General features: G+C 58.2%; 16 protein-coding genes. All 16 read right to left on the bottom strand.

Translation table 11 applies throughout. The features are described from left to right. On the bottom strand, positions 1–2,031 hold the full coding sequence (locus tag AC54XV_RS26255) for a phospholipase D-like domain-containing protein (protein ID WP_032657311.1): 2,031 nt from the start codon (positions 2,029–2,031) through the stop codon (positions 1–3). Between the two features lie 50 nt (positions 2,032–2,081). Next, the gene (locus AC54XV_RS26250) at positions 2,082–2,336 is read right to left on the bottom strand and encodes a PAAR domain-containing protein (protein WP_003401893.1); all 255 of its coding nucleotides are present in this window, start codon (positions 2,334–2,336) and stop codon (positions 2,082–2,084) included. Positions 2,337–2,433: 97 nt separating this feature from the next. Further along, positions 2,434–2,754: a hypothetical protein gene (locus AC54XV_RS26245; RefSeq protein ID WP_024642643.1), complete on the bottom strand. Its 321-nt coding sequence runs from the start codon at positions 2,752–2,754 to the stop codon at positions 2,434–2,436. Between the two features lie 35 nt (positions 2,755–2,789). Further along, positions 2,790–3,215: a DUF2628 domain-containing protein gene (locus tag AC54XV_RS26240; protein WP_058399517.1), complete on the bottom strand. Its 426-nt coding sequence runs from the start codon at positions 3,213–3,215 to the stop codon at positions 2,790–2,792. Between the two features lie 177 nt (positions 3,216–3,392). After that, positions 3,393–4,487 (bottom strand): type VI secretion system protein TssA, encoded by a 1,095-nt coding sequence (tssA, locus tag AC54XV_RS26235; RefSeq protein WP_003343647.1) that lies wholly within the window; start codon positions 4,485–4,487, stop codon positions 3,393–3,395. Between the two features lie 92 nt (positions 4,488–4,579). Beyond that, the gene (locus AC54XV_RS26230; RefSeq protein WP_003318810.1) at positions 4,580–5,098 is read right to left on the bottom strand and encodes an Hcp family type VI secretion system effector; all 519 of its coding nucleotides are present in this window, start codon (positions 5,096–5,098) and stop codon (positions 4,580–4,582) included. A gap of 155 nt (positions 5,099–5,253) precedes the next feature. Then, positions 5,254–7,746, bottom strand: coding sequence for a type VI secretion system membrane subunit TssM (tssM, locus tag AC54XV_RS26225; RefSeq protein ID WP_058399518.1), 2,493 nt, complete (start codon positions 7,744–7,746; stop codon positions 5,254–5,256). Further along, entirely contained in the window at positions 7,743–8,666 is a 924-nt protein-coding gene (tagF, locus tag AC54XV_RS26220) for a type VI secretion system-associated protein TagF (RefSeq protein ID WP_003401903.1), read from the bottom strand. The genes tssM and tagF overlap by 4 nt, the downstream gene beginning before the upstream one ends. Positions 8,667–8,697: 31 nt before the next feature. Beyond that, positions 8,698–12,624 (bottom strand): type VI secretion protein IcmF/TssM N-terminal domain-containing protein, encoded by a 3,927-nt coding sequence (locus AC54XV_RS26215; RefSeq protein ID WP_058399519.1) that lies wholly within the window; start codon positions 12,622–12,624, stop codon positions 8,698–8,700. 30 nt (positions 12,625–12,654) lie between these two features. After that, positions 12,655–13,368, bottom strand: a complete 714-nt coding sequence (gene icmH / locus AC54XV_RS26210) for a type IVB secretion system protein IcmH/DotU (protein WP_003318805.1) — start codon at positions 13,366–13,368, stop codon at positions 12,655–12,657. Further along, positions 13,365–14,708, bottom strand: a complete 1,344-nt coding sequence (tssK, locus tag AC54XV_RS26205) for a type VI secretion system baseplate subunit TssK (protein ID WP_003343637.1) — start codon at positions 14,706–14,708, stop codon at positions 13,365–13,367. Before tssK ends, icmH begins: the two co-directional genes overlap by 4 nt. Further along, entirely contained in the window at positions 14,705–15,460 is a 756-nt protein-coding gene (gene tssJ, locus AC54XV_RS26200) for a type VI secretion system lipoprotein TssJ (protein ID WP_100073485.1), read from the bottom strand. The genes tssK and tssJ overlap by 4 nt, the downstream gene beginning before the upstream one ends. Positions 15,461–15,485: 25 nt before the next feature. Then, positions 15,486–18,089: a type VI secretion system ATPase TssH gene (tssH, locus tag AC54XV_RS26195; protein WP_496717483.1), complete on the bottom strand. Its 2,604-nt coding sequence runs from the start codon at positions 18,087–18,089 to the stop codon at positions 15,486–15,488. Continuing rightward, a complete protein-coding gene (gene tssG, locus AC54XV_RS26190) occupies positions 18,086–19,156 on the bottom strand; it encodes a type VI secretion system baseplate subunit TssG (protein WP_024640475.1) in 1,071 nt (356 codons plus the stop codon). Before tssG ends, tssH begins: the two co-directional genes overlap by 4 nt. Beyond that, entirely contained in the window at positions 19,120–20,952 is a 1,833-nt protein-coding gene (gene tssF, locus AC54XV_RS26185) for a type VI secretion system baseplate subunit TssF (RefSeq protein ID WP_058823380.1), read from the bottom strand. The genes tssG and tssF overlap by 37 nt, the downstream gene beginning before the upstream one ends. Beyond that, positions 20,952–21,434 carry a type VI secretion system baseplate subunit TssE gene (gene tssE, locus AC54XV_RS26180; protein WP_003318239.1) on the bottom strand — a complete coding sequence of 161 codons (483 nt, stop codon included), beginning with the start codon at positions 21,432–21,434 and terminating at the stop codon, positions 20,952–20,954. The genes tssF and tssE overlap by 1 nt, the downstream gene beginning before the upstream one ends. Between the last annotated feature and the right edge of the window lie 21 nt (positions 21,435–21,455).

Below are 21,455 nucleotides of genomic sequence, written 5' to 3'. Positions count from 1 at the left end.
TTAGTCCTTATTTGTTCTTGAAGCACTTTCTCTTCTGAACTCTGTTAAGGATGCCGTGGGGCTTGCCTTGTCTTTGGTTTTTTGACGAAGTGCTGAGTTGTAAACTGCAGTTTCGGTCCAGATATCAAATGCTTCTCCAATATCATCTCCGCTGCCCTTCCCATTGGAATGTATTCCCCATAAATGCTTGCGCAATGGCTTAGTCACAGCTGGATCTTCAACACAGATATTCAGCTCGCTGTCGACTTCCATACTGCGTGTGTTGATATTGCTTGAGCCTAATGTAGTAAAAACATCATCAATGATCATCAGTTTGCTATGAATGTAAACGTCCATCCATTCTTCGGGGGGCGAGTCAGGAGCGACCAAGGTACAAATCAGCACCTCAAGGCCTTCAATTTCTACCTTTTCCACAGTTTTTACACTAGCAGCAGGCAGTTTGGCTTTTAATTCACGGTACTCAGCTTCTGCCGCTGCGGCTGCTTTTCGCTGTGATTCCCACAGTTTACTCATTGCCGGATTGAATGAATTTCCGTAGGTGCCTTCAATAATGGTGATCTTGCCTTTGGCGGTATCATAACGCTCCTTGGCTTGCGCGACCTGAGCTTCCAGCTCTTTATTGCGCTCCAGTCTCGCAACATTAGGCATGAGTTCGGGGCGACCTAATTGTCTGAGCATTCGATAGGTGTTGATTGTTCCATCGCCCATTCCTTCTTCTGACGAGTTGGTAACGACAAAAAGATAAAGTGGGCCATGCTCAATCAAACTCCGCCCGTCTGCAAATTGACGACGGACATTTTCTTTGATTTTTTCCGCCAAAGGTGGCCAGCGAAAATACTGGTTCTCTATGTACATAAAACTGTTTGCATTGCCTGCGGCCTTGATATACATCTCCCTGATATCACGCTTATCTTCTTGAGGCTGAGTCCGCAGAACCTGAGCCATCATTTTAGGACCGAACCCATCTCTGGCTTTCAGCTGGTTTGCAATATGTTGTCTAGGTGTCAAAAGGTCAACGCCTGTTTCGCGCAACCACGCTTCAGTAAAGTTGTGGTTCAAGTATTCGAGTATCGGGCCGGTAACTCGGCTGGAAATATCCTGACGCGGAGTTGCGCCGTTGCGGCCCTCATGAGCTGGCATTCTTGTCGCGCTGTGATCATCCTTATCCCAATAGGCGTCCAATGAGTTGTGACCCATGACAAAGCCCACCGCAATATCCGGAACTTCATAGTCAATAAGCACCATTTTTTGATGGTGACTCGGTGCGACGAACATAGCCCCTGTACTTACGACCTTATTAGTTTTACTGCGATCTTGATCAAGTGCTCTCATTTGCAATTGCCATGCAATTTCCACACGGTCGGTGACGGAAAAGTCGCGAGTGACGAATTCTAAATTCTTGATTTTGAGAGATTCGTCGGTGCCCCACATCATTACATGAAAAAAGCGTTGACCTAGCTGGATAGGGCCAGTTTCAGCACCCGTGTAGGCGAGGCGGACCTGGCGATACCACATCTTGTCAATCTGGATTTGTTCCTTATCTCGATTCTGTTCGGCTTGCGCGCGCCTTTCTTCGAGCTTCTTGTTCACGCTATCAAGGCCTAGTTCTTTTGTAACCGAGTTGGCGTGAAAAAAATCATCAAGGCCGGGAATCCAGTTGCTGACGTTATCTCCTGGTGTAGTGTTTTCCAGAAATTGGCCCATGTGAAGTGAGTCAGACCAACAGATGATTCTTACTTGAATTCCGGCTTGGGCCTTAATCGCCAGAAGTTTTCCGATACACATAGAGCTTTTATCGCCACGCTTAAAATACATCGAAGGCTGAAACCCCCAGCAGACTATTTCAACACTCTTTTTGGCAACCATTATCGCATCGTACACCGCGCCGAATGCGCGCTCGCCGTTGACCAAAGGCTCAAAAGTGGCTTCTCTAGGGTAGTACTCGGTGTTGTGTAGAAACCACGGCATGTTGATGTTGCACGACATGTTTTTGCTGGTAGCGACCGGGGTGGTGATTACAGGTGTGGTCATGGTCAGGCTCCCGGTGCGTTGCTGCTGAGTGTTGTATTCATCTCTGTTCCTTAGAGGTCCACGGTGTCCTGCTGCGTTGCCATCAGCCGCGCACCACAGGAAATGAAATCACCTTCCCGGGCCACCGGGCGGCCGTCCACCAGCAGGGTTTCATCTCCGCTGACGATGGTCCCGATACCATGTGGGCAAGACACTCGGTCCCCGACCCGTGCCACGGCCAAACCGTTTATGAACATGCTGGGCGATCCCTCGAGGACCTGACCTGCATCGGAGGTAGGATCGTTGATCACGATGATTGGTCGCATATTGGCTTCCTTGTGAGTAATGGCTCCATGCCTGCCCAAATGAGAGGTAGGATTTACAAACGGCAGACTTCAACTGTGTGAGGCGAACGCCAGGAAGCTACAAAAATCTATCAAGCCTTGAGCGTCCTCTGGTTTTAATCATCAGTACCGCCATCATTATTGCCTGTAAAAAAAGATAGGCCGAAAGCCATAAAAACGTTTCGGTCTGGTCCGAATCAACGAAAGCAACGAGGAATGCATAGCCTGCCGCGGGAAATGATAAGCAGGTCGACATGGCGTAAGAAAACCGCGACACACGGTCAAGAGGATTGTTACGCCGAATCAACGAAGCAATGGTTCTAATCGGCGCGTAGACAGTAAAAAATCCCAGCGCTAAAAAAAACAGTAATACTGCTGTAATGGCTACAGGTTCAAACATTTAAATCTCCCTGAAATAGAATCCATGTGCTCGCATTACCAACGTATCCCCTCAAAGGGATTCCAGCTCTGCTTGCCTTTCACTTCATTGAGATAATAGGCATAGTTAGTCAGCTGCCCGTAGAGCGCGTTAAATACAAAACCGAGTGCAGAGCTGGCCTCTCTGGCGTAGCGAAAATCAAACATTTCCATCACGATGTCCGATGCGACGGACACCACTATCATGATCGCGATAAAGGACAGATTCTTCTTCCACAGCCCCATGATGAACAGATAAACCGGCCCAAAAAAGAACGCGAAGAAGTTGAAGTTGATTTTCACTTTTTTCAGAAAGGGCAGTTGCTTGAGCGCAGGTCTGAACCCCGGTGCGCTTGGGCCGCCGTGCGCTTCAAAAAAGGCGAAGCGTTCTTTCCATTTGTCGCTGTAGTGGCCTGATGCGTTTACCGGGTCTGACGTGTTCATTCTCTAATCCCTGATGTGTGTGAATCACGTGAATGGTCGTTCCCTGTTGCAGCGCTGGGTATGACACAAAATACGGGTAAATCATGGGCACGTCAGTCGTACAGACAGACTCGTCCTGTGGTGCGTTTCCTGATGGTCTGTACGCACGTTCATACAGACCGATCCTACGAACTGCCCTTACTGCTTAGGCTCTTTCGTACCCAGCACATCGCGAATGCTGTCCACGACGTTGCTGTCCTTGATAACGTCGTTCAGCCAGCCTTCCAGCGGCATGTTGCCCCACTTGATGGCGCGCTCGATGAGGTACGGGACGGGGCTTTGCGGTTCGGTGTTTTTGAAGAACTGTGCGATGCCGGCGAGCATGGTGAAGGCTTCGTCGCGTGTGGTCGGGGTGGTGCGCAGTGGTGCGGACGCGCTGTCCTGGCTGGCCTGGGTCATCACGGCACCTGCGGGTTGGTCGACGACGGTTTCGGGGGCGGCCTGAGCGGCGGCGGGGGCGGGGCTCAGTTCGATGCCGCGGTCCTTGAGCAGCTTTTCGGTCAGTTGCCCGGCGCGTTGCAGGATGTCGCTGAGGGTGACAAGGCTCGGCGCGTCGCGGCCGAACAGGGTGTCGGCAGTGGCCTGGAGCTGCTGGCAGGCGTACAGGCTGGCGGCGATTTCGCTGGCCTTGAGGCGCAGATGATCCGAGTCGGTCAGGACCACCGAGCGCTGGAAGATTTCGGCGTTGATCTTGCCTTCTTCAACAGCGGACTGCATGGCCTTGGGGTTTTGCAGCGCGAGGTTTTCAACGTGGCGTGACTCGTCGTAACGCAACAGGCCGAAGTTCTGCCCCTGTGTGATCGGCAGCCCGCCGACGACTTCGGTCAGCGTGGTTTTCAGCCAGGCCAGGCGGGCGGCACGTTCTTCTACGCCATCTTCCAGAGACGGGTACAGATCGTCCCAGAAGTTTTGCAGGATCCGTTCGGCCACGGTCAGGCCGAAGGTGATGCCGACGAAGTGGTATTTGTGCGCCAGGGCTTCACTGAGCCAGGCGACGAGCATCAGGTCCTTGCTTTGTTCGGCAAGGCCCTGTGCGGCCAACGTGATGGTCTGTTCCCAGTCCGAGGACTTGAGATCGGTTTGCCAGTCACCTTGGGTGAGGTAGTCGGGGTCTGCTCGACGAGCTTCCTTGACCTGATCGAACAGGGTGGAAAAGCTCAGGTCCTCGCCACTTCCCCCGTTGATGGGTGCCGTCAGATCGGCAAGCGAAAGGTCGTTGAGAAATTCAGACATAGTCAACTCTGATCAGAGGATAAAAGAACACCGTGCCTGGGCAGACACGGTGTTGAAGACGGGCCGCTTGCGCGACCCGATGTGTCACGGACTTATGCGAATACTTTGTTCGCAGTGCGGTCCCAGCCGCCAGTGACGTTACCGCCACCCTGGCCATCGGAACGGCTCTGCTGGGTGTAGGTAGTCTTGATGCGAGCGAAGTTGAAGCTGATTTCTTCAATCGGCAGATCGCTGACTGCGTTGTCTTCGCCTTTCTGGCTACCGCCAGCAACCGCCTTCACGGAAGACACAACCACTTCTTCCAGGTTGATGGTCAGGTAGGTCAGCTTGTCGCCGCCTGCACGGTTGACGTTCAGCTGGATCTTGGCGATGTGAGTGCCCTTGCAGCACGCTTCGAACAGCTTGGCGGAAGCCTTGTCCACAGACTTGCGGATGCTGAAGTCGCTCAGTGCAACGCGCTCGGACGAAGCACCGCCCGAAGAGCTTGCGGTCGCCGAGGTGGCCTGGGTAGCGCCGAACTCGTAGCCCAACACTTCGATCCAGTCCTTGTGCTTGTCGTCCAGAACTTCGCCTGGGATGCCGTCGATTTGGATGTATGCGTCAAATGCCATTTTCTGCTTCTCCTTCTTCATTTAAAGCCGTGGCGTCTGCGGACAGAACACGGCCCTTTTGATTAACCTTCCTGAAACGATCAAGAAAGGTTCTCTTGCCACGGCCAAGGTTTCATAGGGACAACCCGGGCTTCGGTTTGCTTGCCAGCGCGCGATCAATTGAGCGCGCGTACTTCGATCTCCACGCGTCGATTCGGCTCAAGGCACTGAATCAACTGAGCTCTGGGTTGCTGCATGTCGCATTTGACCAGAGGCTTCTCGCTGCCTTCACCGATCGCGTCCACCAGCTCGGCGGGCACGCCCTTGCCGACCAGGTAGGTCTTGATGGTCTGCGCGCGCTGTTTGGACACCTGCATGTTGCTTTGCGGGTCGCCCAGCTGGTCGGCGTGACCTGCAATCACGATCTTGCCGATGTTCGGTGTATTCAACAGCTTGCCGGCGATCGCGCTCAACTGATTTTGACCTTCGGTTTTAAGGCTCTGGAAATCGGCACGACCAAAGGCAAACAGCGTGTCCGATTCCAGCGTGATCGTTTCGATAGCCTTCAACGACTGCGTCAACAGGCTGTTGATGTAATTACGCGAACTGGATGTCAGAAATGCGTTGTCGAGAATCCGTGGCACGTCCAGCTCGTGAATCTGATCGCTGTAGAAGTTGATCTGTCGGCTGGCGTACTCGTAGTCCTGATTGGAGCCTGCCTCGGCATTCGCGGTGATGGTCTTGCCGGTCTGACGCGCAATAGCCGGATACCAGTAATCAGGCATCTTCGCTTTCAGGAACGCCGGGTCGGCCTTTTCACGCTGGGCGCGCGACAACATCACGTAAGTGTCCAGCGTGGCCTTGCCGAAGGCAGCGATGGATTGCGCGCGGTTATCCGGCGGCAGCGCCTTGGGCTCGACACTGTCTACACCGGTGACCGGCATCAGGTCCTTGGCATTACGCTGGTAGACCTTGATGGTGGTCAGCAGGTAAAGCGAGCGCGTCAGGTTGTCTGCGGTCGGTTTGAGCATCACCGTTTCCAGACGGTTGAAATAACGCGTGCGCAGCAACGGCTCGACGTCATAGCCCCGGTAGAGACCCAGACGCAAGCGCAGTGGTACGCCCTCGTCGTGATGACGGTCGTAGTAAAGCGAAGTCCAGAAGCGCATGCGATCCAGCGTTTGCCACTCGGTGTACTGCCCGGTGGCCTTGCTGTCCTCGGCTGCGGCCTGAGCGAGTTCGCTGGAGATGGACTGGATGTTGTCCTTGTTGTTCCAGTACGACCAGCCCCACAGACTGCACAGCAGCAACGCGACAAGGCTTGCGCCACCGATCCAGGCGGCCTTGCGGCGACGCTCGCGGTGGTTGGTGGTGTACAGCGCCACCAGATGCTGATCGGGGATGATTACCTTGCGGAACAGGCTGTTGATGAACAGCGGGTGCGGCTGGACATTGCCATCGACAGCTTCCTGCTCGCTTTCCAGCTGGAATCGCTCAGTGACCTGGCGGGTGTGTCCGCCCATCTCGGGCTGATCGGCGTCCAGTGCGCTGGTGAAGTAGAAACCGCGCAGCATCTCGGCGCTTTGATACGGGTTGGCGCGCAGCAGAGCATCGACGAACAGGAGCAGGCGCGGTTTCAAGGCTTCCAGCTCCAGCGGGAAGCGATACACCGCGGTGTCCTGACGAGTGACCTGGATGTCCTGAAGCACCAGTTGCTGGTTGGCGATCTGTTTCCAGTAATTGATCAGTTCATCCATCGCCACACCGAAGCGCTGGCCCCAGTCGGCTTGCTCGAAGCCCTTGTGCGGGAAGGTCTTGCCCATCACTTCGCCGCGCGCCATATCGTCCAGCTGGCGATAGAACGGCACGAAGCCCGGGACCAGGTCGCACTTGGTGAACACCAGATACACCGGCAGACGCACTTCCAGCAGCGCGTGGGTTTCCTGGATACGTTCGCGCAGACGCTTGGCGATGCGCTCCTGGTCCTCCACCGAGGATTGCAGGATGTCATGAATGCTGACGGTGACAATCAGGCCGTTGAGCGGTCTGCGCTGGCGGTGCTGACGCAGCAATTGCAGAAAAGCACGCCATTTGCCGGCTTCTTCCTGATCGTTCATGTAGCGACCGGCCGTGTCCAGCAGCACGGCTTCCGAACTGAAGAACCAGTCACAATTGCGCGTGCCACCCAAACCGGCCACGCGTGCGCCTTCGCGTTCTGCGTAGGGGAAGTTGAGGCCCGACTGATAGAGCATGGTGCTTTTGCCCGCTGCGGGCTGACCGACCACCAGATACCAGGGCAGGGCGTAGAGCGCGTCCTTGGAGTTGCTGCCGTTCGGTTTGTTGCTCTGCAGGCGCTCGAGGCTTTGCAGCAGGCGCTCGCGCAGCAGGCTGACTTCTTCACGGTCTGCCGGGCTGGCGTTGAGCACCGCCTGATCGGCGTCGTCACGCAGCAGGCCTTCCAGGTTCTGGTGCTGTGATACACCTCGGTACAGCAACAGCACATAGGCTGCCGACAACAGCAGAAACAGGCCGATCCCCGTCAGCAGACTGTTCATCGAGCTGAAGCCCAGGGCACGGCCGATGCTCCAGACGATGAAGATCGCCAGGAAAAAGCAGACCCCTAGAACGTAGGGCTGGTAGCGCAAAAAGTAGTATTTGATCTTGTTCATACGGGCTTCAAATCCAGCACATCGACAAAGCGGTCGATAACGTCATAAAGAGGGCGGTCAATGTCTGGAAACACATGGCCTCGGTGGTGTTCGTCGAACGTGTCGAAGGGTGCCAGTACGTCATAACTCTCCGAATGCTCACTCACGCCCGTCACCACCCGGTACACGCCGGAGGTGTTGCGGGATGCAAAGCAGAACAGCCGGGGGCGCATGAAATCATCCGCCAGAATGCTGATCTGCGGCACCGCCCTGTTCGGTTCGATGCGTGTCAGCCAGTTGACCCACAGATCGGCTGTCGGGTTCTTCAAGCCTCGTTCTGCCGGCAGTGGCAGTGAAATACCAACGGGTGCCTTGGACGACGGACGGCTCAGCGCCTGCAGCCTGGTGAGCACGGCGTTGCTGATGAACTCCGGGTAGGAGCTTTCCAGCGAGGTCGCGATGTCGCGCAGGGTGAAGTTCACCAGAAACTTCTCATGCACACGCCTGAACAGCTCGAAATCCTGACCTTGCAGCGGTCGCAAGGCCCTGATGCGTTCGAACAGCACCGCCGTGCTTTCGCCTTGCGCGGCCATGTGCAGCAGCGGTTTGATCTGCCCGGCGAACAGTTCGCTCAGGGTGAACGGGTTCACAAACAGCCCGGCGTCACTGGACTTCACCGTTTGAAAGATGAAGAACGGATAACGCCGAGCGCTTGAGTCCCGGGAACTGATCAAACCGCCCACCAGCCAGTTGCCGCTGCGTGCCCGATAGCTGAAAAAGCACACGGGCAATCGATCGAACAGCGTGCGCCAGTCCTCGCGGTGCTGCATGTCGGCGAGCGCGCCCTGCAGCCATGCATCGAACTCGCAGACATCGTCGCTGGCACCATGCAGGCTGACGAAATCTGCGCTCGCGGGCACTTTTCCGAAGCAGCCAATCATCGACCGCCCTCCAGATCCAGCATGTGCATCCTCACTTGGTCCGCCCATCGGTTGCGTTAAGCGCGCTCAGCGCCTTGACGTTGGCCAGGTCGGTCAGTTTCACGCCGCCATAGTTGCGTACCACCAGGCTGACCGGCCCTTTGGCCGTGTTCCAGCTGAATCGTTGCTGGATGCCGTCGAGGTCAGCGACGCGTGCGCTGTCGTTCATGCGCAGCAGGCCCCAGCGGCCGGTGTAGTCGAACACGGTAATGCGTTCGCCGGACAGGGTGACCACATCCAGGCGTGCGCCTGGCGCTGTGGTAGTGCCAGGCCACGAGAAGCGGCTCCAGCTGGTCTTGCCGTTGCGGTAGTGCTGCTCCTGGCCATCCAGCGTGAAGATGATATCGGTGAAGTAGGCCGACGGCTCAAGCATGATCTCGAAGCCGTTGTCGCGGTCCGAGAGGCTGGCGATGACTTCGCCCAGCGAACTGGCCTTGTCGATGTTGCTGACCATTTTCGGGTTGACCAGCGGCGTCGCCTTGGCCCCGCTGCCCATGCCGAGCCCTTCACCATCGGACAGATTGCCGATTTCATTGCGTTTGAAGTTGGGCAGCAGGCCCGACTCCGGATCGACGAAGCGCTGCAGGTCTTTCACCGAGGCCTCGTTGCGGCTGTCCGCAGCAATCGGGTACCGGTGAGCCATGACTTGTTCCCAGGGCTTGGCGACCTGTTTGGCCCAGGCTTTGGCGATCTGTTCGCCAGCCGGATCGCGCAGCGTTTCCCAGGCGAACTGAATCGGCAGGCTGAACAGGCTTTGCAGCGAAGTGGAAAGCCCGCCCTGGCTGGTATCGACCGTGGTTTCAACGTAGTTACGTACGTTGGTGACTTCGCTCGGCTGCCCTTCGAGGGTTTCGCTGATCAACTGCTTGCTGCTCTTGCCGACATCCTGCGAGCGCTGGATGTTGTTCATCCGCACTTTGAGCTTGCGCAGCGCTGCCAGGTAGCGATCCATGATGGTGCTGTCGGCGCCTTCGGCATTCTGTGTGGCGAAAACCCGCGATACAGGCTCGAAACGCTTGGCCAGACTGCCGTCATCCACCGCAGGCAGTGGCGAGACCAGTACGCTGGCGGCCGCTTCCTTGTTGTCGAAGATGCCGGTGACCTTGCCCCAGAAGCCATCGTCGCGCTTGACCCCGGTCTGTTGCGCCTCGCGAACTGCAGGGACGTCCCATTGCGTGTTGTCGTTGACTGAGGCCAACAGCAGCTTGACCGGCGAATTGCGCACGTCACTGAGCAATGACAACTGCTGCGTGGCGTTGGCCATGTCGCTGAAGCGACGTACGCCCACGCTGTCGATCATGGTGTACCAGACTTTCGTGTAGTCACGCTTGTAACGGGACATGAACTCACGGACGAAGTTGGCTTTCTGCACCACGCTGTCGCCGCCTTCACCGTCGAGCACCCAGTCCGATTCGTTACGCAGATTGCCGGACACCAGCTTGATCAGCTCGGGCTTGACGAACTCTTCCCAGCCCTGACGGGTGAAAATCGCAGGCACAGCTTCCGAACCGTACAGCAACTGACGACCCGGCATCGGCACCAGATCATTCAGGCCGATAGCGGGGAACTGACGGCTGGACTCCAGTTGCAGGCGCAGGTATTCACGGTCCACCAGCGAGCTGGAGATCATGAAAAACTTCAGGCTCTTGCGGGTCTCGTCGATCAACTGCTCATTACGCGGCATGGCCGGCGCGTCGCCGTTCTTGAGCAACTGTACATAGACCGGCGAGTTGTCCTCAATGACGTCGTCGCTGATCGGATTGGCCTCACTGGAGATATCCGCCCAGGCCACCGGCAACGCCGCGTTGACGAACTCGGTTTCCGGGTGCGTGGTCGGCTGAGTCAGAATCAGATAAAGCTTGAGAGCGTTGTATGACTCGATGATGGATGCCACCTGCCGTTCATCGAGTCGTCCGAGCATTTCCTCCGACAGCGACAGACCGCCCGTGGTGGCCGACAACTCGGCCGCATCGTTTGCGGTGGCCGGGTTACGCAGTGCGGCGATGGCCTCGCTGCGTGTCTGGCTGGCCGTGTTTCTCGCGGCGCCGGTCAGGCGATTGGTCACGTCGCCGGTGCTGCGCGGAATGCTGCTAAGGCTGGTCGGACGGCCTGCAGCGACGTTGCGAGCGCCACGGTCCAGCAGTTTCCGGCCTTGCGCACGCGCCTTGCCGGTTTTGCTGTCGGAACCTGCGGGGGCGGCCCCGAAGCCATACTGCGGGTCCATGGTTTTGGCGAACTCGTTGAATTCACGCATCTGCAATTGCAGTTTCAGGGTGATCGGCTCAAGCGCCTGGGTACGCAGTTGCTGCAAGTAGGCGGTCTGGGTGGCGAAGTAGATATCGTCACCACGGTACAGGCCGCCGCTGAGTTGCAGCGGTACGCCCTTGGTGCGGTATTTCTCGATGGTTGCCAGCTGATTGCGCAGCAGCTCCAGGCCTTGGCCCGAGGCAAGGCGTTGTGCCCGGTCCGGGGACTGCTCCAGGTCGTGCAACTGCTGGCTGATGTTGGCCAGCCACTCGCGGTTTTTCTGGAACGACAGGGCCTGCCAGCCGATGAAGGCCAGCCCGGCGAACAGCGCCGCAGCGATGACGATCGGGCCAATAGAGCGGTCGCGGCCATGCCGTGACTGGTACAGGGTCAGGTCACGGTCAGGGAAAATGACGCGGCGGAAGGTATCGGTGATGAAGTAACTGCGATCACTGATTTTCCGGTGTTCTTCTTCCTCTTCCTCCACTGCACCGTATGGCTTCGCCGGCCGCAGGACGAACGACTCCGACAGCTCGTCTTCATACACCGGTGTCAGTTGCTTGTCGGTTTGCAGGGCGCTGGTGAAATACAGGCCGCGCAGCAACAACTGAGTACCGTTGACGTTACTGCGCGCGAAATGCTGCAGGAACTGCTCGAGTATCGCCGACAGCTCGGCAAAGTAGTTGGGGAAGTTCAGCAGGGCGCTGTTGGCATCGGCACCCAGCGCGATGATCTGTGCATCGACATGGCGACTGACATGCGCCTGCAGGTTCGCCAGCTTGCGATCGAGCACCGTGCGCAGGCTTTCGGTGCTGATCTCGTTCAGCCCGAACGTCATGCCGAGCGGCTGCTGGCGCTCGTTCAGGTCCATGCCGTCGAAGGCCTGGTTGAATCCGGGCAGTTGGTCGGTCTTGGTCAGCATCAGGTAGATCGGTGGATTGGCGTCCAGGCAATCGGTGTATTCCTCGATGCGCGTGACCAGGCGCGCCCCCATTTCGTTGCGTTCGGCGGAAGAGGAGGCCAACAGTTCCGGCAGGCTGACCACCAGCACCAGACCATTGACGGCGGCTTTGCTGCGCTGCTTTTTGAGCATGCGCAGGAACGCCGCGAATTCGCTGGCGGACTGATCATCGCGAAGGTAGCGGCCAGCGGTGTCGATCATCACGGCTTCAGGGCTGAAGTACCAGTCGCAGTGCTGGGTGCCGCTTTCCGTGTCATTGGCGCTGCTGGCAATGCTGGCCGACAGGCCGGAGCGGGTCAGCAGCGAGGTCTTGCCTGCCGCTGACATGCCGATGACCAGATACCAGGGCAGATCGTAGAGCGCCGAGGAGCCGCCACCACCTGCCGAACGATCGGTGCGCAGCATGGCAATGGCATGCTTGAGGCGGTCGCGCAGCACTTGCTGATCACGGAACTCGCCGGTGGACTTCAGCGAGCGGTCAACTTCGATCTGAACCAGATTCTCGAGGTTGTGTTCGGTGCGAATCCGGCGGTATTGACGCAGTACGATCAGCAGCAGGTAGAAGGCGCTGATGATCGCCATCGCTTCGAGCGTGTAGCCTTGCAGCCAACTGATCCTTGGGGCGAAAAACCAGCAGACAGCCAGGCTGATCAGCCACAGTATCGGGACCAGGAACCAGAAACTTTTTAACAGGCGCAGTAATGTCTTCATGTCTTCCTGACTCGGTTACCTGATCGGGACTCAAGCATTGAACAGTTGGCTGATTTGTTCGGCCAACGCGGCCACGTCTTTGCCCAGCAACCAGTCAAGCGTCAGATAGACACCCAGGCATACGAGGGCGATGAGCACCAGGTAAAGCCATACCGGAACTTCATGGCGCAGCATTTGCGACACCTGGTCAGGCAATGCCCAGTCAGGCGACAGCGCCTTTGGCGTCTTGCGGTAGCGTGCGATGTCCTGGCCCAGCGTGTTGGCCAGGTAGCGCAACTGGTCCTTCTGACCCAGCCCGAATTTGCCTTCGAAACCCAGGGCCAGGCACAGGTGATACACCTCGAGCACATCCAGGTTCTTTTTCACGTCGGCGCGCAGCAGTTCGATTTTCTCGAAGAAGCCTTCGCCCGCCAGGTGAACCCCGAAATAACGGAACTGCAACGGCTCCATTTCGAAGTGGCGACGCATGTCGTTGTCGCCCGAACGCAGCACGCTCTCATCGAGGAATGCGCACAGTGCGTATTGGGCGTCCTTGACCTGTTCGACGCTGTAGTTGGCGCTGCGCGCCTGACGCTCCAGGTTGGCGAAAAAGGTATCGACGCTGGATTCGAAGGCGGTGACCGAGATCGCCTGGCGGCCGCGACGGACAATCAGCGCCATGGTGATGAAGTCACGCACCAGGTCTTTGAGCGTAGGTTTTTCGGTTGCGGCCGTAGCGGCACCTTGCATCACGGCTTCAGTCATTTAAGCACCGCCAACAGTTCGAGCTTGAGATTGGTAAACGCGCTGGGCGCGTAGAAGGAAATGGCCTGGGCTTCCATCATGCGTTCATACACGCGGCCATGCGGCTCGATGGAGAAGTAATGGTTGTCCAGGCGCACCGGAATGGCGTTTGGCAGACGCGTCGAGTGGTTCAGCGTGACGCCCGGCATGGCGCTGTTGACCACCACTTCGATGTCTTCCGGCGAACCGACCTTGAAGGCGCGCGGCACCAGTTCCAGCAGGCTGGAGCCGGGCATGTCGGCATGCACCGAGATGTAAAAGTCGGCTTCGGTAAGACGCGGGTCCAGCAACTGGCCCTGCCAGTACGAAGGCCGGACCTGACTCAGGTTGATGACGATGCACTGGTTCGGAATCACGTTTTCAAGCAGCAGACGAACCAGTTCGTCGAGCTTGACCAACGAGGCCGCCGGGTCCTGATGATCGTAATCGGGGATGTCGGTGAGCTGGGTGTCCAGCGAGAAGGTCAGCAAACCACCCGCCAGTTCCGCCAGAAACAGATACAGACGTTCCGGGTGCAAGCGTGGATGCGCCAGCAGGTGAGCCAGTTGCGGGTAGGCGCGGTTGACCGTATTCAGCAGCCAGAACAAGGTGACGTCGCTGGAGCCAAACTCGGCGATCTGGTCAGCACGCTCGCGGCGGCGGCCTGAAAGCGCCTTGCTCTTGGCTTGCAGCACGCTGATCAAACGCCTGCCGAGACCGACCAGCGTCTCGTGGGTGCCCACGTGCAGCGTCGGGTGCACAAAATGCGCATCCAGGTTGAAGCCGCCAATGCTGTTGCGTGCCAGTCGGGCAATCGGGCAGTAGCTGTAGCCATCCAGACTGTCGCCATCGACCAGCATCACCACGTTCAGGCGCAGGCTGGTGATTTCGTTTTCCAGATCGCCTTCGTTGAGGTCTGGCAGGGTGTCGAACTGTTTGCGAAAGCGTCGCGCGCTCTTCTGCTCCTGGCCGTCCTCAACGTAGTTCAGGCCAAAGGGCTCAGGCAGTTTGAGCGCCGCGTAGACCTTGATTTCTCCGCCTTTGAGCAGGTTTTTCAGGTCGCGGGCGGCAGGCAGCGGGTCGTGCTGCGGCGCGTCGTAAAGGCTGCCGTCCGGGAACACCAGCTTCAGACGCTTCAGTTGCAGGGAGCCTGTCGCCAGCGCCTCGACGTCGACTTCCAGCGTTTGCACGCCCCAGTGAAAGGGCGTGGAGCGCAGCGTCGACTCAGCAAGCTGATGTTGATGAAACTCATCCTGATATTGGAAATGTTGCGGCAAAAGGAACATGCCTTCCGACCACATCACGCGGCTTTGTTTACTCATTTGGCGCCTTCCAACAGAGAATTGAATTGTGAGTCGGCTGCCTTTTTGGCAGCACTGCCGGCCGAGTCCTGAACCTGCTGGACAGCTGCGTCCTGCGCGCGCTCGGTCATACTTTTACTGGCGGGTTGTCCGGGAATCGAATTGGATTTGTTGAACTGCTCTTCAGTCTTGAGTTTGTTCAGCACGTCCACCCCACGCACCGCGAGGATGTAGTTGTTATCCACCAGCACACGCACGCCGTCGGACGAGAACCAGATACCGTCCTTGCGCAGCGTGTTGGCGTCGAACGCGACCTTCCAGCGGCTGTCGACGTCGGTGCGGAAGAACGCCGCGATGCCCACATACGAGGCATTCGGGTTCAGCGGCCACTGATCGGTCTGGCCCATGCCAGGCAACAGAATCAGCTCCCGGCTTTCGACCAGGGTGTTGCCCAGAGCCTTTTGCGGATCATCCCAGAGGGTGTCGGCGTTGATCGACTCGAAGCGCTCCAGAGAGGACAGTTGATAAACGCGCACCACCACCGAGAGCGGTTTGCCGTACTCGTCGGGGTTGAGCTGGTTGCCGCCGTCAGTCGTCAGGATGACCTTTTCGTTGTCACCAAACATCATGTCGCCAGCCCAGGTGTCATCCATGCGCTTGGCGACACGGTCTGTCACGCCGCAGGCGGACAGAGCCATCATCATTGCCAGAACAGCCAGGCACCTTGCCAAGGCTGGCTTCGAGGAACAATTGCCTTGAAGTCTTTTATTCATTACGTCTTACCTATGGGGTGATCGATCAGGTCAGGGTGTAAGCGAAGTCGCCATCGCTGCCCAGGTCGATGGTCAGGCTCTGAATCGGCTTGTCCTGCGCCATCCGCTCCAGCACCCGCTGCGCGAGCTCCGGCATGAGGGTCTTGGACAGGATGTTGTCGATATTGCGCGCGCCGCTGTCGACTTCCGTGCAGCGCGACGCGATAGCCTTGATCAGCGCTTCGTCGTAACGCAGCACCGCCTGATGATTGCACTCGAAACGCTTGCGGATGCGCTCCAGCTTCAGGCCGACGATGCGCTCCAGAATCGCGTCCTGTACCGGGTAATACGGCACGATGGTCAGGCGACCCAGGAAGGCCGGTTTGAACACCTGATTCAGCTCGTCGCGCAGGCCTTCCACGATGTCATCGGGGGTCGGCTTCTGCTCGGTGTTCAGGCACCACTGCATGATGCGATCAGTACCGGTGTTGGAGGTGAGGATGATCACGGTATTGCGGAAGTTGATCTCGCGACCTTCGCCATCGTCCAGCACGCCTTTGTCGAAGACCTGGAAAAACAGCTCGAGCACATCCGGGTGGGCTTTCTCCACCTCGTCGAGCAGCACCACGCTATAAGGCTTGCGGCGTACGGCTTCGGTGAGCACGCCACCTTCGCCGTAACCGACGTAGCCAGGCGGTGAGCCTTTCAGGCTGGAGACGGTGTGGGCTTCCTGGTATTCGGACATGTTGATGGTGATGACGTTACGTTCGCCGCCATACAGCGTGTCAGCCAGGGCCAGTGCCGTTTCGGTCTTGCCGACGCCGCTCGGGCCCAGCAGCAGGAACACACCGATCGGCTTGTTCGGGTCTTCCATGCGGGCACGGGAAATCTTGATGCGCTTGCCGATTTCTTCGAGTGCATGGTCCTGACCCAGTACGCGTTCGCCCAGCAGCGCGGGCAGGCTCTGCACGGTGTCGATTTCGTCGCGCAGCATCTTGCCCAGCGGAATGCCGGTCCAGCCGGAAATCACTTCGCCAATCGTGCCGCCATCGACCAGTGCGTGGACCAGCGGTTGCTCGCCCTGCACGCTGGCCAGTTCGGCGCGTACGGCGGCAATCTGCCCGGCATCAGGCTCGCCGCTTTGCGGAACGCTGAGTGCACCAAGCTTTTCGACCAGCTCCAGCTCGCGCTTCCACTGTTGTTCCAGCGACTCGCGGGTCTCCTGTTCGGCCTGCAGCTCTTCGTGCAGGGCCGTCAGACGCCGAGCGTGGTCGCTGCCCTTGGCGGTTTCCTGCTCCAGTACGGTGATTTCCGCGTTCAGGTTGTCGATGTGACGCTTGCAGTCTTCCAGCGCTCCCGGCTGTGCCGACTGGCCCAGGGCAACGCGTGCGCAAGCGGTGTCGAGTACGCTGACTGCCTTGTCCGGCAACTGGCGGCCGGTGATGTAGCGGTTGGACAGGCGCACGGCCTGCACCAGCGCTTCATCCATCACCGTGACCTTGTGGTGTTCCTGCATCTTCGCCAGCAACCCGCGAAGCATGTGGATGGCCTTGTCTTCGTCAGGCTCTTCGACTTTCACCACCTGGAAGCGTCGAGCCAGTGCGGCATCCTTCTCGAAATACTTTTTGTACTCGGCCCAGGTTGTGGCGGCGATGGTGCGCAGCTCACCGCGTGCCAAGGCAGGCTTGAGCAGGTTGGCGGCATCGTTCTGCCCGGCTTGCCCGCCCGAACCGATCAGCGTGTGGGCTTCATCGATAAACAGAATGATCGGGTGCAGGCTGCGTTTGGTTTCTTCGATGACCGACTTGAGGCGGTTTTCGAACTCGCCCTTGACCCCGGCACCGGCCTGCAACAGGCCCAGATCCAGCGTGTGAATGGCAACGCCCTTGAGCACCGACGGCACGTCGCCCTGCACAATGCGCAGCGCCAGGCCTTCCACCACGGCTGTTTTACCGACGCCGGCTTCACCGGTCAGGATCGGGTTGTTCTGGCGGCGGCGGGTCAGGATGTCGACCATCTGCCGCACTTCGAATTCGCGTCCCAGCACCGGGTCAATGCGACCATCGCGAGCGCTCTGGGTCAGGTTGACGGTGTACTGGTCCAGGGCTGGCGTCTTGCCGTTACCTTTGGTGGTGGCGCCCGTGCTGGCGTCGGCGTTCGCCAGTGGCTTGCTCAGCTTGGTCTCGGGGCTGCCCTCGACCAGCGCGCTCATGTTCAGGCGCAGGTCGTCAGCGTTGATCTTCTCCAGCTCCGGCGCCGAGCCGATGACCACGCGACGCAGTGCATCGTCATCCAGCAAGGCCTGCACAAGATGGCCGGTACGGATCTGTGACTGACCGAACTCGATCGATGCCAGCACCCAAGCCTGCTCGATCATGCGCGTGATGTGCGGCGAGAGCGCAGGCGTCCGCGTGTTGCCTTTCTTGAACGTCCCCAGCGCAGTGACCAACTGTGCCTGCAGGCGATCAGGCACCACATCGTAGTGGCGCAGGATCACTGGCAGATCGTTGTCGTTGTTATCGAGCAGTTGCAGCAGCAAGTGCTCGACTTCAACGTCGTAATGGTTCTCCGACAGGCACAGCGCAGCAGCGCTTTCAGTGGCAGTGCGGCTCGTTTCGTTCAGCTTGGCGAACAGGGACTTCAGGTTCACAGGGAGACCCCATCAAAAGGAATATGGAAAACGGCGCAACGGGAAGGCTCCACGTCGACACCGGGGCGTTTGAGCCAGCCAAGCCAGCCCAGCGATACATTGCCTTGGCGACCCAGGCGGGCCACGGGTACAGCTTCGCGCTTGAGCTTCGGCGCAATCTGGAAGTCCAGTTCGGCACCGATGTAAAAACGCACCAGTTCAACAAGCTTCTGGTAATCCTCGGTGCCCGGCTGAAAGCGCTGGTAGTCGGCCAGTTCCAGAGGACCCATTTCGATACGTACACACGACTGGTAATCCCAGACGCGATTGCCGGCCACGGCGCTTTGCCCCAGCACGGCATTCTTGCGGCCCAACTGCGTGCACTGGCTGCTGTCGAGCTTCAGCCAGCGTCCGGCGAACTGCTGGATCTTGAACGGCAGCGAGAAGTAAAAACTCAGCATGACCTCAAGGTTCAGGGCGTTGCGCGGCTTCTGCGCGAACATCCCCGAGAAGTAGCTGAACAGTTCGCGGCGCAGGGGAGACTCGCCCTTGTCGAACTTCTGCTTCAGGCCTTCTGGACCGAAACCCACCAGGTTGAGCAGATAACGGTCGAAGTTCGAAGTGCCGTTGCGCTCGTACTCGATGTAAAACTTGTACTTCTGCCACGCCTCGTAAAACAGCGTGGTCATGCGATGCGAAAAAATATCCAGAAACGCATGCGCAGCGTCGTCTCGATACTGAATATGTCGATCGATCAATAGCTCGGTATACGGGCGCGGCAGCACGCCCGAAGGACCGACCAGGCCCATGAACGTGACCTGCACTTCGGACAGCGGCAAACCTGCCGCCGAGAGCTTGCCTTCGCGTTCGAACTGCAGGTCGCTGACTTCGCTGGCCGGGAAGTTCAGTGACAGCTGCGAACGAAAGCGCAGAGGGTCTTCGTGCGGCCTGGTTTCCAGGTCCATACGCCCGTTCCTGCTGTAGTGCAGGCGAAGCAAACGCACCAACTGGAAAAATTCGAATCGGTGCGGCTCAGCCCTTGCCTGGTCGATCAGACCAGGGGTTGATCGCCTGTTCGCGGGGGCCATTGGACCACTCTCTTTTCGCGCTGCAAGGTGCGAAGGGTTAATTGGGTAAAGCTGTTCATCGAGCAGTACTGACCAAAGAAGTGATCAAGCACCATGCCGAACAGGAACACGCCACTGCCGGTGTACTGGCTTTCATCGAACTTCAGCGTGATGCCGACGCCGCGCACGAAGTTCGGCCGCGGATGGCCGATGCGTGCCACGACCGGCTCGCTGCTCACCGAAACGATCCCGTTGATCTGTTTGCGGATCGCCGACACGTTGCGGTAGTTGTAAAGCGACAGCAGTTCCAGCAGCACCTCGCGTCCCTTGGAAACCAGCGACATGTGGTTGAGTGACAGGTGCGAAATAAGCCGCCAGATCACGCCGTTGCCCAGCGGCACGCGCACCGTCGCCGTAGGCTTGCGCAGGCAGCGGATGTCCTTGATCACTGAGTTCGACGGAATGTTGAAATCGCCGCGCTCGCCGCCAAAAGGCAGCATCAATGGCAGGTCGCGATTGCTGCACGTCAGACGGATACTGAGCGTGTCATTGTTGGAATCGATCAGCTCCAGATCCCGATCCACGACCCGGATGAACATGTTTGAGCCGTCACTTTGCCGGCTCTGCGTCGGCCGGCGCCGGGCGATCCAGAAACTCTGTCCCGGGCCTTGATCGCCGCGTGGTTCGAAGAACGGATGGCAGGTGCCGACCTGGTCGTTGCCATTGATCTTCTTCACCCGGCGCACGCGATCGATCGAAACCACTTCGGCGGAGCTTTGCAGGCGCACATCCGGCGTGACAGCGTATTCATGCTGGACGTGGGTCAGCTTGATCGGCTCGGCCTGCTGGCGGAACAGGTTGATGATCGGCGTGCAGTTGAGCTTGAAATTGTTGCGGCTGATGTTCTGCGTCAGGCGCGCCAGACGGTCCGTCAGGTCGTAGTCGGAAAAGTAGAAATTGATCTCCACTTTGCCGATCTCTTTGCCCGCCAGAATGCGCGCAAAGCCCGACAGGTCGAAGAACATGAACTTGTCCGGGAAGGTGAAGTACTCGTGCAGCAACCGATAACCGAGAAACGAACGCTCCGAGTAATCCACCAGCCCTTCATCCAGACCGTAACCGACAGACTTCAAGGCACCGGCGGGCAGCACCACTTCGCGAGTGCGGCCTTCGTCTTCGAAGGACAGCGTGGCCTTGGCCAGGTTGTTGAACAGCAGCTCATACAGTTGATGCATGAGCGTGCTTTCGCCATCGAGGAAAAAGCGCAGGCTGTCCATTTCCATCTTGCCGAACAGCACGTCGGAGGTGGCCGTCAGACCAATGCGCAGACGTGCAATCAGGTCTGCGCTGTGGCCGTTGAACGCCGAGCGTTCCATTTCGATGAACGACGCGCTCTGCACGGCAATCGGCCATAGCTCGACCGGGTAGCACGTCCGGAACTTGCACACGATGCCGTCCACCGGATTGGCATGCAGTTCGGTGTGTCGCGCCACACGATAGGACTCGGTGACCTTTTCCTGCTTGCCCATGTTGAACTCGACGATGGACATCGACGGGGTAGGGCGCAAGTAATGCGGGTACAGCACCTCGAGGAACGACTCGACGATTTCCGGAAACTCATCATCGAGCTTCTTGTGCACGCGAGCCGAGAGGAACGAGAACGCCTCGATCAGGCGCTCGGTATGCGGGTCCTCGCAGTTGTCGCCCTCAATCAGCAGTCGCGAAGCGATCTTCGGATATTGAGCAGCAAATTCCTGGCCCAGAAAGCGCAGGTGCGAGAGTTCCTTCTCGTAATAGGGCAGCAGATCGTCGAGCATCAGTTGAGGTTCTGCACTTTGTATTCCTGAGTGTTGACCTGCAGCACGGCGTCAAAAGAAACCTGACGCGAAATGTCCTGCAGACGCAGTACTGCGTCCACACGAAAAGTCAGCATGCGTTGGCCGGTCTGTTGTGCAAGCAACTGGACTTTCACGCTGCGAAAGCGTCGGTCGCCCACCGAGATGGCCTTTTCCAGCTGGCGCTGGATCAAAAGACGATCCTGTGGGTCGAGCACGCTTCTACTGGTGAAGTCGGGCATACCGTAGTCGAGGATGGTGCCGCTCAGATTGGCGAAACCTTCCAGCTCGCCAGCGACCAGAGATTGGCGAGTGTTCACCAGAATCTCCAGGTCACGCACGATGCTGGCCTTGTAATCGGCCAGCGAGCTCAGTCGTTGCGACGACGATTCCACGGATTGATGTGGACGATCGTCGAGCAATCGATCCAGCAATGAAGGCAACAGCTTGTGTTGACTACTCATGTTGCCTCCCTGGCTAAGTGA

The organism is Pseudomonas fragariae (ex Marin et al. 2024) (assembly GCF_059621105.1).
The sequence above is the reverse complement of the archived record's forward strand: the minus strand, read 5'-3'. Positions and strand labels throughout refer to the sequence as shown.